Annotated in this window: 13 protein-coding genes and 2 tRNA genes; 4 read left to right on the forward strand and 11 right to left on the reverse strand. The window is 50.1% G+C overall.

Features of this window, described 5'->3' with window-relative positions:
- Positions 1–86 precede the first annotated feature (86 nt).
- The gene (locus M2371_RS04400) at positions 87–749 is read left to right on the forward strand and encodes a helix-turn-helix transcriptional regulator (protein WP_259266999.1); all 663 of its coding nucleotides are present in this window, start codon (positions 87–89) and stop codon (positions 747–749) included.
- A gap of 74 nt (positions 750–823) precedes the next feature.
- Here M2371_RS04400 and M2371_RS04405 read toward each other — a convergent pair.
- The 3 genes from M2371_RS04405 to mdtK all read right to left on the reverse strand — a co-directional run bounded on the left by M2371_RS04405 (position 824) and on the right by mdtK (position 2,515).
- Positions 824–900, reverse strand: a tRNA-Val gene (locus tag M2371_RS04405).
- Between the two features lie 41 nt (positions 901–941).
- Positions 942–1,018: transfer RNA gene (locus M2371_RS04410), tRNA-Val, on the reverse strand.
- Between the two features lie 153 nt (positions 1,019–1,171).
- Positions 1,172–2,515 carry an MdtK family multidrug efflux MATE transporter gene (mdtK, locus tag M2371_RS04415; RefSeq protein WP_259267271.1) on the reverse strand — a complete coding sequence of 448 codons (1,344 nt, stop codon included), beginning with the start codon at positions 2,513–2,515 and terminating at the stop codon, positions 1,172–1,174.
- A gap of 257 nt (positions 2,516–2,772) precedes the next feature.
- On the opposite strand from mdtK, the gene M2371_RS04420 reads away from it, so the two are divergent.
- Positions 2,773–3,414, forward strand: coding sequence for a riboflavin synthase subunit alpha (locus M2371_RS04420; RefSeq protein ID WP_172894013.1), 642 nt, complete (start codon positions 2,773–2,775; stop codon positions 3,412–3,414).
- A gap of 87 nt (positions 3,415–3,501) precedes the next feature.
- Here M2371_RS04420 and M2371_RS04425 read toward each other — a convergent pair whose 3' ends face one another.
- From M2371_RS04425 to punC, 5 genes are all read right to left on the reverse strand, one after another.
- Positions 3,502–4,425, reverse strand: coding sequence for a LacI family DNA-binding transcriptional regulator (locus M2371_RS04425; protein ID WP_259267000.1), 924 nt, complete (start codon positions 4,423–4,425; stop codon positions 3,502–3,504).
- A 56-nt stretch (positions 4,426–4,481) separates the two neighbouring features.
- Positions 4,482–5,873: a glycoside hydrolase family 1 protein gene (locus M2371_RS04430; RefSeq protein ID WP_172894015.1), complete on the reverse strand. Its 1,392-nt coding sequence runs from the start codon at positions 5,871–5,873 to the stop codon at positions 4,482–4,484.
- Positions 5,874–5,928: 55 nt separating this feature from the next.
- Entirely contained in the window at positions 5,929–7,248 is a 1,320-nt protein-coding gene (locus M2371_RS04435; protein WP_034495798.1) for a PTS sugar transporter subunit IIC, read from the reverse strand.
- Between the two features lie 207 nt (positions 7,249–7,455).
- Entirely contained in the window at positions 7,456–8,604 is a 1,149-nt protein-coding gene (gene cfa, locus M2371_RS04440; protein WP_259267001.1) for a cyclopropane fatty acyl phospholipid synthase, read from the reverse strand.
- 287 nt (positions 8,605–8,891) lie between these two features.
- The gene (gene punC / locus M2371_RS04445) at positions 8,892–10,085 is read right to left on the reverse strand and encodes a purine nucleoside transporter PunC (protein WP_259267002.1); all 1,194 of its coding nucleotides are present in this window, start codon (positions 10,083–10,085) and stop codon (positions 8,892–8,894) included.
- A 115-nt stretch (positions 10,086–10,200) separates the two neighbouring features.
- On the opposite strand from punC, the gene punR reads away from it, so the two are divergent.
- Positions 10,201–11,130 (forward strand): DNA-binding transcriptional activator PunR, encoded by a 930-nt coding sequence (gene punR / locus M2371_RS04450; protein ID WP_259267003.1) that lies wholly within the window; start codon positions 10,201–10,203, stop codon positions 11,128–11,130.
- A 79-nt stretch (positions 11,131–11,209) separates the two neighbouring features.
- On the opposite strand, the gene purR is transcribed toward punR, so the two are convergent.
- Entirely contained in the window at positions 11,210–12,235 is a 1,026-nt protein-coding gene (purR, locus tag M2371_RS04455; protein ID WP_034495794.1) for an HTH-type transcriptional repressor PurR, read from the reverse strand.
- Between the two features lie 296 nt (positions 12,236–12,531).
- On the opposite strand from purR, the gene M2371_RS04460 reads away from it, so the two are divergent.
- On the forward strand, positions 12,532–12,621 hold the full coding sequence (locus M2371_RS04460) for a YnhF family membrane protein (RefSeq protein WP_034495793.1): 90 nt from the start codon (positions 12,532–12,534) through the stop codon (positions 12,619–12,621).
- A 39-nt stretch (positions 12,622–12,660) separates the two neighbouring features.
- On the opposite strand, the gene sodB is transcribed toward M2371_RS04460, so the two are convergent.
- On the reverse strand, positions 12,661–13,242 hold the full coding sequence (gene sodB / locus M2371_RS04465) for a superoxide dismutase [Fe] (RefSeq protein ID WP_259267004.1): 582 nt from the start codon (positions 13,240–13,242) through the stop codon (positions 12,661–12,663).
- Between the two features lie 177 nt (positions 13,243–13,419).
- On the reverse strand, positions 13,420–14,271 hold the full coding sequence (locus tag M2371_RS04470) for a C40 family peptidase (protein WP_259267005.1): 852 nt from the start codon (positions 14,269–14,271) through the stop codon (positions 13,420–13,422).
- Positions 14,272–14,280 lie beyond the last annotated feature (9 nt).

The following is a 14,280-nucleotide window of genomic DNA, read 5'->3' on the forward strand; positions in this document are numbered from 1 at the left end:
TGCCTCTTCGCCAGAATGAAACGTTAGTATCTCGTTTAAATCGACCAGTGCATATCTGCGTTCAACCATAGATTCACGGGGCATCCATGCTAAATATTGCTATAGACGACTCAAATACTTTTTATCGGTATGGACTCGAACGTTTTCTCGAAAATATTTTTCTTATTGAGAAAAACAAAGTGGTTAAGTTCCAGATGTTAACAAAATTAAATATTAATGAAGCTGATGTTGTTGTACAAAACTTTGTTGCTGGGGAAGAGTACTCTTGCCATTATAAGTTAAAATACCGTAGCAAACCGGGATTGGTTATTGGGTTATATGAGAAAGAACGCGGCAAGATTCTTTATGAATTACCAAATTGTATTCGAAACGTTGTCATTATTAATCGAACGGATTCAATGAGCGATTGCCGGGATAAGATCATTTCGGCCTGGGATGAAGTTGCAACCCAGTCCCAAGCGAAGGACTATAGAAAATGCTTTAGCTGCAAATACCTGACGCTGACATCACAGCAATTGACGATTGCCAAAAAGATGCTGCATGGCCAGGATATTTCACAAATTGCTCAGGCTTTGGGCATTAATGTCAAAACAGTCAGCGCTCATAAACGTTTAATCATGCAAAAATTTAATCTACGAAATGATTTTGAGCTGATGCATTTACTTTACAATATGAAATCGCATAACCCACCCATACACCTCTATTCCTGGAGCAATGAAATGGACAATAAGCGAAGAGGTACTTGTTGAAAGCGCGAATCAAATAATTAATTTGTAAAGGCTTGGTTTTGCAAAGGGAGAAAATAAGGGATTTTTACTACGAATGGTGCGTCCGAGTGGACTCGAACCACCGACCCCCACCATGTCAAGGTGGTGCTCTAACCAACTGAGCTACGGACGCACTGTTTGTTGCGGTACTGCTGATTGCGGTAAAACGTTAAATGGTGCGTCCGAGTGGACTCGAACCACCGACCCCTACCATGTCAAGGTAGTGCTCTAACCAACTGAGCTACGGACGCACTGTGTTGTCTGTGACAACGGGGACGAATATTAGCGGCAGCACCCGAGCCTTGCAAGCGCTAAACAGTAAATTTCTTCCATATTTCACTCGTTTGCTGCGCATCTGCGCAACTCGGTGTAAAAATAGCCGCCAAAAAGGCGGCTATGAACATTTACCGTGCAGCGCGTTGCAAAATCGTGATTGAAGGTTGGCGCTGTAACCAACGCATCCGCAGCATCATCATGATGGCCGCAGACGTCAGGCCGATGATAAATCCAATCCAGAAACCAGCCGGGCCCATCGGTTCAACCACCCAGTCCGTCAGCGCCAGAATGTAACCGCTTGGCAATCCCAACACCCAGTAGGCGATAAACGTGATAAAGAAAATCGAGCGTGTATCTTTATAGCCGCGCAGCACGCCGCTGCCGATAACCTGCACAGAATCAGAAAGCTGATACACCGCCGCCAGCAGCATCAAGTGCGCAGCCAGCGCGACAACTTCAGGATTGCTGTTGTAGAGCAGGGCGATGTGTTCGCGCATCACTACCGTGAAAATCGCAGTCAGCATCGCCATACACATTCCCACGCCGATGCCGGTCCAGGCCGCCGTTTGCGCGTCGAGCGTTGAACCCTGGCCCAGACGGAAGCCTACGCGTATCGTGACCGCCGCAGAAAGGGACATCGGCAGGACAAACATCAGCGAGCTGAAGTTAAGGGCAATCTGGTGCCCAGCCACATCGATAATCCCCAGAGGCGCAACCAGTAGCGCGACCACGGCGAACAGCGTCACTTCAAAGAACAGCGCCAGCGCAATCGGCAGCCCCAGTTGGGTTAAGCGATACATCACTTTCCAGTCGGGTTTAATGAAGCCTTTTGGCAACTTCAAATCGCGCATCGAGCGGGCTTTCTTCACATAGGAAATCATGCTGAAGAACATCACCCAATATACGGCAGCCGTTGCGACACCGCAGCCTACGCCGCCGAGTTCGGGCATGCCAAGATGACCGTAAATAAAGATGTAGTTAACTGGAATGTTGACTAGTAAACCGATAAAACCCATCACCATGCCGGGTTTGGTTTTCGCCAGGCCTTCACACTGGTTACGCGCCACCTGGAAGAATAAATACCCCGGGACGCCCCATAGCAATGCACGCAAGTAGCCAACGGCTTTATCGGCCAGTTGTGGGTCGATATTTTTCATCGCATGGATGATATAACCCGCGTTCCACAGCACAATCATGATCAGCGCCGAAACAATGCCAGCCAGCCAGAAGCCCTGGCGAATCTGGTGCGCGATACGCTCACGGCGACCAGACCCGTTGAGTTGTGCCACGGTAGGCGTCAGCGCCATTAACAAACCATGGCCGAACAGAATAGCGGGTAGCCAAATAGAGGTACCGATTGCCACAGCGGCCATATCGGTTGCGCTGTAGCCACCGGCCATCACGGTATCGACAAAGCCCATCGAGGTTTGTGCGATTTGCGCGAGGATGACAGGTATCGCCAGCGCGAGCAGCTAGCGGGCTTCAACTATGTACTTCTGCATTTTTAACACCTGATTATTATTAGTTATTAGAAAGACAACAAGACCGCCAGAAATGGCAGAAAAATAGGAATTGCAGGGGAATTAGCCTGACTATTGTAGCGGCAGAAAACGAATACGCCAGCCAAATAATGGTGGGGTAGTGCGGATAGCTGGCAAGCTGTTTTTCCAACTGTTAAAGTGCTGCATTACGAATTATCAGCAGCCGAATAATTACCAGGAGTTTGACGATGTTTACAGGTATTGTGCAGGGTACTGCGACCCTGGTCTCCATTGATGAGAAACCCAATTTCCGGACCCACGTAATTGAAATGCCAGATGAGATGTTACCTGGCCTTGAAACAGGCGCGTCGGTGGCACACAACGGCTGTTGCCTGACCGTCACCGAAATCAATGGCAACCACGTCAGCTTTGATTTAATGAAAGAGACGCTGCGTATTACCAATCTCGGCGAGTTAGTTGTGGGTGATAGTGTTAACGTCGAACGCGCGGCTAAATTTAATGATGAAATCGGCGGGCATCTTATGTCCGGTCATATTATGACGACCGCTGAAGTAGCAAAGATTCTGACCTCAGAAAATAACCGCCAGATCTGGTTTAAAATGCGCGATAAAACCTTGATGAAATATATTCTGCATAAAGGATATATCGGCATTGATGGTATTAGCCTGACAGTCGGTGAAGTCACAGCTTCGCGTTTCTGCGTACATTTAATTCCGGAAACGCTTGAGCGCACCACACTTGGCAGTAAAAAACTGGGGAATCGTATTAATATCGAAATCGACCCGCAAACCCAGGCGATAGTTGACACCGTCGAGCGCGTGCTCGCGCAGCGTGAAGCGACATTGGATGCGTTGGTACCGAAGGCGTGATGTTGAAACGGTGGATGATGCCTACGGCTTATCCACCCTGTAGTTTCGAGCGTTAGGTCGGATTAGCGTAAGCGACATCCGACTTTCTTATGCAATCAACAAACTTCCGCGCACCAAATCACTGGTATGCCGATCCCCAAGCAATAATTCCACCGCCCGACGCGCAATACTTTCCAGGGGATATTTAATCGCTGGAATGGCGTTTGCCCCCGGCATTCGGGTTGAACCATCAAGACTGAATACCATCACTTGTTCAGGCACTTGTAACTGGTACTGATTTAGCATCATCACGGCTTCCTGCGCTTGCGTGTCATCGGTCACTAACAATGCGGAAAACTTCACACCGCGATTGATCAGCCGTTGCAGCGCGATGCGCACCGAGGATTCATCCTCAATCACCAACTGCCGGTTAAAAGGCACCACGTGGTTGTGCAGCGCCTGGTGATAACCTTCAAGAGTTTGGGCTGCCGCTTCACCGCTGGCAAAGTTTATCAGGGCGATTTGCCGCCGTTTCTGGTTACACAAATAGTGCACGGCGGTTTCTGCCGCGAAAACGTGATCGCATTGAATACTCAGCGCATTCGAACCGCTCAGGCAATCAATTAGCATAATATCGTCGTCGAGCGGAGGGAGTGAGAAACGCGCCCCCACAACCAGCAACGCATCACATAAGCCGTTTGAAAGTTCCTGAGCCGCCAGCGCCACGCTGTCGTGGTCATTAGCGAAGCGTAACAGCAGGTGTTTATGATGCTGGTTAAGCTGTTTCTCCAGCGCTTGCAGGTAGCCTGTGGACTGCTGAATATGCTCGGTGGCACAGATTACGCCAATGCAATTGGTTGATTGGGAACTCAAAGATTGAGCAATCGCATTGGGCTTGTAGTTAAGTATTTCTGCCGCGCGCAAAACGGCCTGGCGACTCTCTTCTTTCACGCCGCGACTGCCGCTTAAAACACGCGAAACGGTGGCTTTAGAAACCTGTGCAAGGCGTGCTACATCATTAATATTCGACATGGTGTGAGTTTCCCGCTTCTCAGCCAGAAACGGGCCTTGCGGCCCGAATACTGAGATTACGTACGATCGTTAAAGCCATTTTCTGCGGAAGTTGCTTTGTACCACTCACCGCTTTTCTTGATAGTGCGTTGCTGAGTCTCAAGATTTAACGAGACAAAGCCATAACGGTTTTTGTATGCATTGCACCAGGACCAGTTATCAATAAACGTCCACATGTGATAACCCAGGCAATTACTGCCTTCACTAATGCCTTTATGCAGCCATTTCAGGTGATCGCGCACGAAATCAATGCGGTAGTCATCCTGAATCTGGCCGTTCTCGTCGAAACGCTGTTCGTTTTCAACGCCCATGCCGTTCTCAGAAATATAGCAATTTGGGTTGCCATAATTTTCACGCAGGTTGGTGAGAATATCGTAAATCCCTTGCTCGTAAATTTCCCAGCCACGATACGGGTTCATTTTGCGGCCCGGCATTTCGTAGGCTTCAAAGAACCATTCCGGCATAAACGGGCTGTCCGGGTTAACCAGTGAGTCGCGGCATTTGATGCGGCGCGGCTGGTAGTAGTTGATACCCAGTAAATCGACGACACCCGCTGCAAGCAGCTCTTTGTCACCCGCCTGGCACTCAGGCAGTTGACCATGTTCTTTCAGCAGCGCAACCAGTTCTTGCGGATATTCACCACGCAAAGCCGGGTCGAGGAAGCTGCGGTTGAACATCAGGTCAGCGATGTTTGCCGCTTTAACATCCGCAGGGTTTTGCGAACGCGGGTAAGAAGGGGTGAGGTTGAGGATGATCCCAATTTCGCCGCCGTCATTACGCTCGTGGTAAGCCTTTACCGCCAGGGAGTGGGCAATCATGGTGTGGTAGGCAACGGTTGCAGCACGTTTGAAATCCACCACGTTCGGGTAATGGAAATCATACAGATAGCCGCCTTCGACAGGCACGACCGGCTCGTTGAACGTGAACCAATGCTTCACGCGGTCGCCAAACAGCTCGAAGCAAACGTTCGCAAATTCCGCGTAGGCCGTGACAACGTCACGATTTTCCCAGCCGCCTTGCTGCTGCATAACCATCGGCATATCAAAGTGGAACAGGTTGATAAACGGTTTAATGCCCTGCGCCACCAGTTCGTCGATAACCTGATTGTAGAAGGTAACGGCTTCCTGGTTAACCGCGCCACGGCCTTCAGGAATCAGACGTGCCCAGGAAATCGAGGTGCGGAAGGTGTTGTGATTCAGCTCTTTGAGCAGGGCGATATCTTGCTTCCAGTTTTTGTAGAATGTGGAAGTATCTGCTGGGCCTACGCCGTTGTGGAAGCGGGTTGGTTGTTCCTTATACCATTGATCCCAGATAGTGGCGGACTTGCCAAAAGAGAGGGTTTCGCCTTCGGTTTGTGGCGCTGAACTTGCGCTGCCCCACCAGAAATTTTCAGGAAATACGTATTTCATTACAGTTCCTCTTGTGACGGACGAGCCTGCCATACCGGCAGGCAAAAGTAGTTGGTTAGTTCACGGTAATCGGGTTTTCACTTTCCTGCGCGCTACGCTCTTCATCCTGTTTGATCAGAGTGCGTTCGTAAGCTTTCAGGAATGGGTAATACATCACAGCCGACATGACCATACAAATTAGACACATGATTACGGGACTTACCGCCCAGTTTGCGGCCCACGAGGCCCCAATCGGCGCAGGCGTTGTCCACGGAGTGAGCGATACCACTTGAGCAACCCAACCTAATTTGGTCGCGATATAGGCCAGTGTTGCGTTAATCATCGGCACCAGCGTAAACGGCAGGAAAAACAGCGGGTTCATGATGATTGGCGTACCGAACAGAATCGGTTCGTTGATGTTAAAGAAGCTAGGAACCACACCCATTTTGCCGATGGTGCGCAGGTGAATGGCACGGCTACGCAGCAATAAGAAGGCCAGCGGGAGCGTTGAACCTACGCCGCCAATCAGCAGATAGTGATCCCAAAAACCTTGCAGATAGATGTGCGGCAGAACATTACCCGCGGCAAGCGCCGTCTGGTTAGCGGAAAGGTTAGCCATCCAGAACGGGTTCATAATCCCGGTGACGATTAACGCGCCGTGAATACCAGCAAACCACAGGATTTGGCAGATAAATACTGAAATCAGAATCGCAGGCAAGGAGTCTGATGCTGAAACCAGTGGCGCTAAAAGGTGCATAATGGCTTCAGGAATAATCATGCCGGTGGTGGACTCGATGAACAGGTTCAGAGGGTGCAGCGTGGCGACAATCACCACCACCGGGATCAGTATTTCAAAGGAGCGCGCCACGCCGGTAGGCACTTCTTTTGGCAGGCGAATAGTGATGTTGTGGCGTTTTAAGAACGCGTACATTTCACTGGCGTAAATCGCCGTAATCAGCGCGGTAAAGATGCCCTGGCCCGAGAAATACTGCGTCGAAATCTGCCCGTCTTTATAAGGGGCGGCGACCAGCAAAAAGGCCATAAATGCCAACAGGCCCGTCATGATAGGGTCGAGCTTGTAGTGCTTGCCAAGACTTGCGCCGATACCGACGGAGATAAAGAACGTCATCACGCCCATGCTGAGGTTAAACGGCAGCATGAGTTGTTCACGATAAGTGAGCGAGAAATTCAGCCACGAGCGGGCAAAACTCCAGGTGCTGTCAGGCGAGAACGGAGGGAAAATAAACACTAACAAGAACGAACCGATAATCATGAACGGCAGAGCTGAGATAAAACCATCGCGGATAGCGATGACATGGCGCTGAGAACCCATTGCTCCGGCCATGGGGGTGACTTTGTGCTCAATCACATTGACCATTTTTTGGTAGATGCTCATGGCGGTATCCTTGTTATTGTTTCGGGAAGTGCGGGTATTGTGAAACAAAACGGAAACCGGTTTCCAACTGAGAAACGAATAAGTGTTAACGGGATCAAACTCAGGAAGAAAGGAGACCAGGAAACGTGAGGAGGGTCACGCTTTGTTAAGAAAATGCTACAGAGTTGCAGTAAATAGTGACCCCGGAGATACCGGGGCCATTACTCATTAATGAGGAACTCGTAAGCCGTCTTCAATGCCGCGACTAAAGACTATTTGCCAAAGCTGAATATCACGGGCGCGGAAGGCTCCGGCACAGGCATTCAGATAATAACTAAACATGCGTTTAAAACGTTCGGAATAGTTATCGGCGATTTCAGGCCAGTGCTGCAAGAAACGCTCATTCCAGGCCATTAAGGTTTTATCGTAATCGGCACCAAAGTTATGCCAGTCTTCCATCACGAAATGCTTTTCACTGGATTGTGCAATTTGGCACACCGACGGCAGACAGCCATTCGGGAAGATATATTTATCAATCCACGGATCCACGCTGTTATTGGTTTTATTGGAACCAATGGTGTGCAGCAGGAAAATCCCTTCCGGTTTCAGATTACGGTCGACGACACTAAAATAGGTGGCATAGTTTTTTGGCCCGACATGTTCAAACATGCCGACGGAAACAATGCGGTCAAATTGCATATCCAGTTCGCGATAGTCTTGCAGCAAAATAGTGACATCAAGACCCGCACACCGTTCCTGCGCCATTTTTTGTTGTTCGGCAGAGATCGTGACACCGTGCACCGCGACACCGTAATGTCGGGCAGCATATTGCGCAAGACCACCCCAACCGCAACCAATATCCAGCAGCGTCATCCCTGGTTCCAGTTGCAGTTTATCGCAGATCATTTTTAGTTTGGCGTTCTGCGCATCGCTGAGCGTGGTGGCTTCTTTCCAGTAACCACAGGAATATTGCATATGCTCGTCAAGCATGCGGCTAAATAAATCGTTGCCGAGATCGTAATGTTCTTTGCCAACAATCCAGGCGCGTTTTTTTGATTGCAGATTCATTATCCGGGCAGCGGCAATGCGTAGCGTGTCTTTTAAATGGCGGGGAAGTTGATCCTCGAGTCCTGCACGAATGGCATTATTGAAAAATATATCCAGACGCTCGCAGTCCCACCAACCGTCCATATAGCTTTCACCCAGCCCGAGTGAACCCTCTCGCAGGACGCGTTTAAAAAAATCGGGGTGCTTAACCTGGATATCGAAAGGGCGCGGGCCGTTGATTTCCACACCGGCTTTAGCAAGCATTTCGTTAACAATTCGATACCACGGGTTATTTCTTATGCTGACTTCTTCTATACACGATGAACTCATAGCTTCTCCATCACCAGTGTGTGAGGAACCTTCAAACAGCGTAGACGCTATTTTGGGCATGTGAGAAATGTCACGGAAAAAACCGTGAGCCTGATATCCGACGTAGAACAGAGAAAGGGGCGAGTGCCCACAAAAAAAAGCTCTCAAAACAACAAACGGGAGCACAAAGGCTCCCGTCACGATTTCATTATAATTGTGCTGACAACCGAGCCGTTAATGAGTATAGGCTCGCCTGTTTAGTGATTCAATGAAATATTGTTAGCACGCTAAGTTATTCACTAATATCATTAATGCGCATCGGATTCAGCAGGTTGCCAGACCTCTGCATTTTTACGGCGCTGCATCAGATAACCTAACATTGCCAGCGCAATGGTCACCAGCATCACGCTGGTGGTCGTCAGCAGCGGCGTTGCCACAAGCCAGGACACCATCAAACTTGCCAGGAAGCACAGGCCCAATTGCAGCGTGTTTTGCAGCGCAGCGGCTTTACCCGTGGCCTGTGGGAACGGCAACAGTGCGGAAGCGACAACAATGGGGTAAATTGCGCCGTTGGCTATTGCCATGATACAGAATGGGATCAGCAGCAGCGTCAGGGTCGCGTGACCGCTTATCGAAACCGCCCAGGTGCCGAAAATACTCAGCGTATATAAAGCCAGCAGCCAGGGCAGCATTTGCTTGCCGTTCCATTTTTGCAGTGCGCTGCGACAACCGTAACCGCCAATCAGGAAGGCAATGGTTTGTGGCACGTAGCTCAGGCCGATTGCCGCCGGGCTGTAACCCATATCGTTCAGGATGAATGGGGAACCGGTCAACCAGGCAAAGAAGCTTGCGGAACACGCGGCATAAATCAATACGTTGCCGCTATATACGCGATTGCGCAGCAACGACATAAAGCTGACTTTGTTGTCTTCAGTTTGCGGATGATGCTGAGTCCGTGGTTTCAGGCGCAGCGTAGGGATCATCAACACCAGGGTGATAGCAAACAGGGTCGCGAAAATCGCCTGCCAGTCGAAGTGAGTCAAAATCCAGCTACCGAGCAGCGGTGCCAGTGCCGGAGACAAACCAACCAGCGGCATAATTGTTGCGAAAATACGATTTGCGCGGTTTGCCGGGTAGTAATCTGTCACCAGTGCCTGCCAGCTCACCGCCGCAGAACACACGCCAACGGCCTGTACAAAGCGCAGGACCAGCAGCGCGGTGGCGCTTTCGACCCACAACATGCCGATACAACCGATGGCAAACATACTCAACCCGGCCAGTAACACAGGTTTGCGGCCGAAATGGTCAGACAGCGGCCCCCACATTAACTGGGCGAACGCAAATCCAGCAAGGAACAAACTCAGGCTTGCGCTCACCGCGGAAGCATCGGTCTGTAAATCTTGCTGAATAGCCGCGAAAGCAGGCAGATACATGTCTGTGGCGAGGAACCCCAGCACACTTAATCCGGCCAGCCAGATAAGAAATCCTTTTGATGGTTGCATGTTTTTCTCTTGATTTATCTTGCAGGTTGATTGCCGCGAGAGTGTACGGAGTGCAATTACGCTTGTGAAACGCTAATATTTGTCTATTGCGTTCAAAAAATTTGTGAGCAGAAAAATGTGGTCTGAATATTCGCTGGAAGTGATAGATGCGGTGGCGCGCAATGGCAGTTTCAGCGGTGCCGCACAAGAGTTGCACCGCGTTCCGTCTGCCATCAGCTATACGGTACGGCAATTGGAAGAGTGGTTGGCAGTTCCACTGTTTGAACGCCGTCATCGTGATGTCGAATTAACCCCCGCAGGCGTCTTTTTTTTGAAGGAAGGGCGCTCTGTTATCAAAAAAATGATGACGACACGGCAGCAGTGCCAGCAGATCGCAAATGGATGGCGCGGACACCTGGCGATTGCGGTCGATAATATTGTAAAACCGGAGCGCACGCGCCAGCTGGTGTTGGATTTCTACCGTCATTTCCCGGATATCGAGCTGCATATTTATCAGGAAGTGTTTAACGGTGTGTGGGACGCGCTGGCGGATGGGCGCGTTGAAGTTGCGATTGGCGCAACGCAGGCCATTCCTGTCGGTGGGCGTTTTGCCTTCCGGGACATGGGGACACTGAGCTGGCGTTGCGTGGTGGCTGCAAATCATCCCCTGGCGGTACAAGGCGGTACATTAAGTGATGACGACTTACGTGCCTGGCCGTCGCTGGTTCTGGAAGATACCTCGCGTTCCTTACCAAAACGTATTACCTGGCTGCTGGATAACCAGCGGCGTGTAGTGGTGCCAGACTGGGAGTCGGGTTCCGATTGCCTGAGTGCAGGTTTGTGTATCGGTATGGTGCCATTGCATATCGCCAGACCGTGGGTAGATTCTGGTAAATGGTGCGAGCTGACGCTGGATAACCCATTCCCGGATGCCGCGTGTTGCCTGACGTGGAAGCAAAATGATGCGTCACCCGCGCTAGCCTGGTTATTAGATTATCTGGGAGATAGTGAGACGATGAATCAGGAGTGGTTGCAGGAGCCTGACAGCGCTGATTCACAGAGTTAGTAGGGTGGATAAGCCGTAGGCGTCATCCACCATTTACGTCAGAACTGTCGGATGACGCTGCTGTACGACCTACGCTATTTTAGCGGCGGTAATCGCGGAACGGGCCGTCGGCTACGGAGCGGCGTTCAATCAGGCGCGGATGCACTTCAATGGACTGCGACTCTTCGCGTTTGTTGACGATTCTGTCCAGCAACATGTTAAACGCCGTTTCACCCAACGAATCTTTTGGCTGGTGAATGGTGGTCAGGGCTGGCGAGAAGAAACGGGCGTTACGCACGTTATCGTAGCCAATAATTGAAATATCCTGCGGCACACGCAGACCCATTTCATCAGCGGCACAAATCGCGCCCATTGCCATAATATCCCCGCCACAGAATACTGCCGTTGGACGATGAGACTGGCCGAGGATCTGCTGCATCGCACGGTAGCCAGACTCTGGCTCAAAGTCGCCCTGAACAATCCAGTTTTCTGGAATGGCGATACCGGCTTCTTCCAGCGCTTTCATAAAGCCTGCATGACGACCGCCGCCGGTGTTACGTTCCATTTGGCCCGGAATGGCGCCAATTTCACGGTGGCCACGTTCAATCAAATAACGCCCGGCCAGATAACCGCCGTGGAACGCGTTATCGACCACAGAGTCGGTGAAGTCTGCGCGAGCTTCGCCCCAGTCCATCACCACCATTGGGATATGGCGATATTCTTCGAGCATGGTCAGCAGTGATTCCGGATACTCAGAACACATCACCAGCAGACCATCGACGCGCTTTTGCGCCATCATTGATAAATAAGCGCGCTGTTTTTCAAAGTTGTTGTGCGCATTGCCCAGAATCAGGGTATAGCCTTTTTCAAAGCAGCTATTTTCCACGGCTTCGATGATCTCGGCGAAATAAGGGGCTTCGCTGGAAGTGGCAAGCAGACCAATCGTTTTGGTGTGATTAACTTTAAGACTGCGTGCGACGGCACTGGGTGAATAGTGCAATTCTTTGATTGCCGCCCAGACCGCATTGCGAGTCTCTTCCGCCACAAAGCGAGTTTTGTTAATCACATGTGATACGGTTGTAGTGGAAACGTTTGCGCGCTTCGCCACGTCCTTGATTGTCGCCATTAAATTTCACTCCAGGCCATATCGTAAACTCCTGATAACTAATATGTTAAACGTTTGCGTACACTGACTCCTGAGGCAACGTTTGGGTTGCGGGTATGCCGGGATTGCGACATAAAACGGAAGGAGGGCATAGAATTGATGGTACGCAATAAATTAGCGAGGGATTTTGGCCTATCCGGAAGAAAAGTGGAAGAGGGAAAAGCGATATCAGGTTAAAACCAGGAGGATTTTTATTTCTGGTTGTGGGAAAATCACTCTGACACACCGATTGTAAGGTAATTAAAAGGAGTTTATTGATGAGTACAGATTTGAAATTTTCAATCACCACAACGGTTATTGTTCTGGCACTGATCGTATGTGGCGCGCTAACCGCCGTACTGCACTGATTAAAATGGGCCGCAATCGCGGCCCATATCATTTAGGTATTACGCTGCCAGATTCTTCGCAACAAATTCCCAGTTTACCAGCGCCCAGAAATGCTCAAGGTAGCCTGCACGAGCATTACGGTAGTCGATGTAGTAAGCATGTTCCCATACGTCTACCGTCAACAGCGGTTTTGCCGCAGTGGTCAGCGGGGTGCCGGCATTAGACGTTGAAACGATAGCTAATGCGCCATCTTCTTGCTTAACCAGCCAGGTCCAACCCGCGCCAAAGTTTTTGATAGCCGCGTCGGTAAACTGCTGTTTGAACTCAGCAAAGCTACCGAAAGATTTATTGATGGCTTCCAGCAGTGCGCCTGTTGGCTCGCCACCTGCGTTTGGTGCCAGGCAATTCCAGTAGAATGTGTGGTTCCACACCTGTGCTGCGTTGTTGAATACGCCGCCGTCTGAAGTACGAACGATCTCTTCCAGAGTTTTACCTTCAAGCGCGGTGCCCTTAACCAGATTGTTCAGGTTAGTGACGTAGGCTTGATGGTGCTTACCGTAATGGTATTCCAGCGTTTCGGCAGAGATGTGTGGGGCTAAAGCATCTTTCGCATATGGTAGTGCAGGTAATTCGAACGACATTGCAAACTCCTTATTACCCGTCATTCTTCGAGCCGCATCGTTGACTCAAATGAGTTAGGGTATCTATTGTTAAATAAACACTTTTAGTGCGGGTTTAGGTTAACAAATTGAAAGGAAAAGCAAAAGAGAAACGCACTCACCCGTTTATGGGCAAGTGCGAGTTTTTACGAAGAGGGATTAGCGAATGGTTTTTGAGGTCATAACGCGTTTGGCACCCACATAATGGCGCTGCCAGTAATCTTCACTTAAAGACGTGATTTGAATATCGCGACCCGTGCGAGGTGACTGGATGAATTTGCCATTTCCAACATACACGCCAACGTGATCAGCGGTGCCGCGACCACGGGTGCGGAAGAAGACCAGATCGCCTGTTTCCAGTTCGCCACGGTCTACTGAAGAAGCATCACGCAGATGATACATCTCGTTCGCGGTGCGCGGAATGCGGAATTTCACCAGATCTTTATAAGCGTAGTAAACCAGACCACTGCAATCGAAGCCGGTATTTGGCGACGTGCCTCCCCAGCGATACGGTTTGCCAATCTGGCCCATCAATTTATTCATTGCCGTTTTTTGTGCTTTTTGCACGCGGACTTTATGCGCCTGAGCAATAGTCGTTGGATGTTCTGCTTTAACTTTCACACAACGCGTTTTGTAACCTTTGCGAGGTTTACTGCATTTTTCGGTGAAAGTAACAGGCTGGACTTTTGCGAGCTGAGAGGATTTTTTGCGGTCGGTTTTGGCAAGACTCTTGGTTTTGGTGCTGCTGGCATTTTTAGCGGTTTTACTTTTCGCGGCAGCGGTTTCTTTTTTCTTGCTTGCGGTCCTGGTGGTGGTGCTTTTCTTGCTGGCGGTAGTGGTTTTCTGTTTACTCTTACTGCTCTTTTCTGTGCTCTTCGTTGTGGATTTCACAACGTGCGCCTTTTGCGCGACCACGGGACGAGCGTGTTCAGACGCCTGCGTCAATGGTATATACGGCAAGGTAAATAGCAGAGCACAGAGCGTGATAGATGTTTTTGTTATCCGCGCCACTCGACATTC

It is taken from the genome of Buttiauxella sp. BIGb0471 (genome assembly GCF_024807715.1).
In the GTDB taxonomy this organism is placed as follows: Bacteria; Pseudomonadota; Gammaproteobacteria; order Enterobacterales; family Enterobacteriaceae; genus Buttiauxella; species Buttiauxella agrestis.

Bases quoted from the DNA above. Each gene is read 5' to 3' on its own strand.
- M2371_RS04400 (WP_259266999.1), top strand. From the start codon at position 87: ATGCTAAATATTGCTATAGACGACTCAAATACTTTTTATCGGTATGGA.
- M2371_RS04420 (WP_172894013.1), top strand. From the start codon at position 2,773: ATGTTTACAGGTATTGTGCAGGGTACTGCGACCCTGGTCTCCATTGAT.
- M2371_RS04425 (WP_259267000.1), bottom strand. From the start codon at position 4,425: ATGTCGAATATTAATGATGTAGCACGCCTTGCACAGGTTTCTAAAGCC.
- M2371_RS04430 (WP_172894015.1), bottom strand. From the start codon at position 5,873: ATGAAATACGTATTTCCTGAAAATTTCTGGTGGGGCAGCGCAAGTTCA.
- M2371_RS04435 (WP_034495798.1), bottom strand. From the start codon at position 7,248: ATGAGCATCTACCAAAAAATGGTCAATGTGATTGAGCACAAAGTCACC.
- cfa (WP_259267001.1), bottom strand. From the start codon at position 8,604: ATGAGTTCATCGTGTATAGAAGAAGTCAGCATAAGAAATAACCCGTGG.
- punC (WP_259267002.1), bottom strand. From the start codon at position 10,085: ATGCAACCATCAAAAGGATTTCTTATCTGGCTGGCCGGATTAAGTGTG.
- punR (WP_259267003.1), top strand. From the start codon at position 10,201: ATGTGGTCTGAATATTCGCTGGAAGTGATAGATGCGGTGGCGCGCAAT.
- purR (WP_034495794.1), bottom strand. From the start codon at position 12,235: ATGGCGACAATCAAGGACGTGGCGAAGCGCGCAAACGTTTCCACTACA.
- M2371_RS04460 (WP_034495793.1), top strand. From the start codon at position 12,532: ATGAGTACAGATTTGAAATTTTCAATCACCACAACGGTTATTGTTCTG.
- sodB (WP_259267004.1), bottom strand. From the start codon at position 13,242: ATGTCGTTCGAATTACCTGCACTACCATATGCGAAAGATGCTTTAGCC.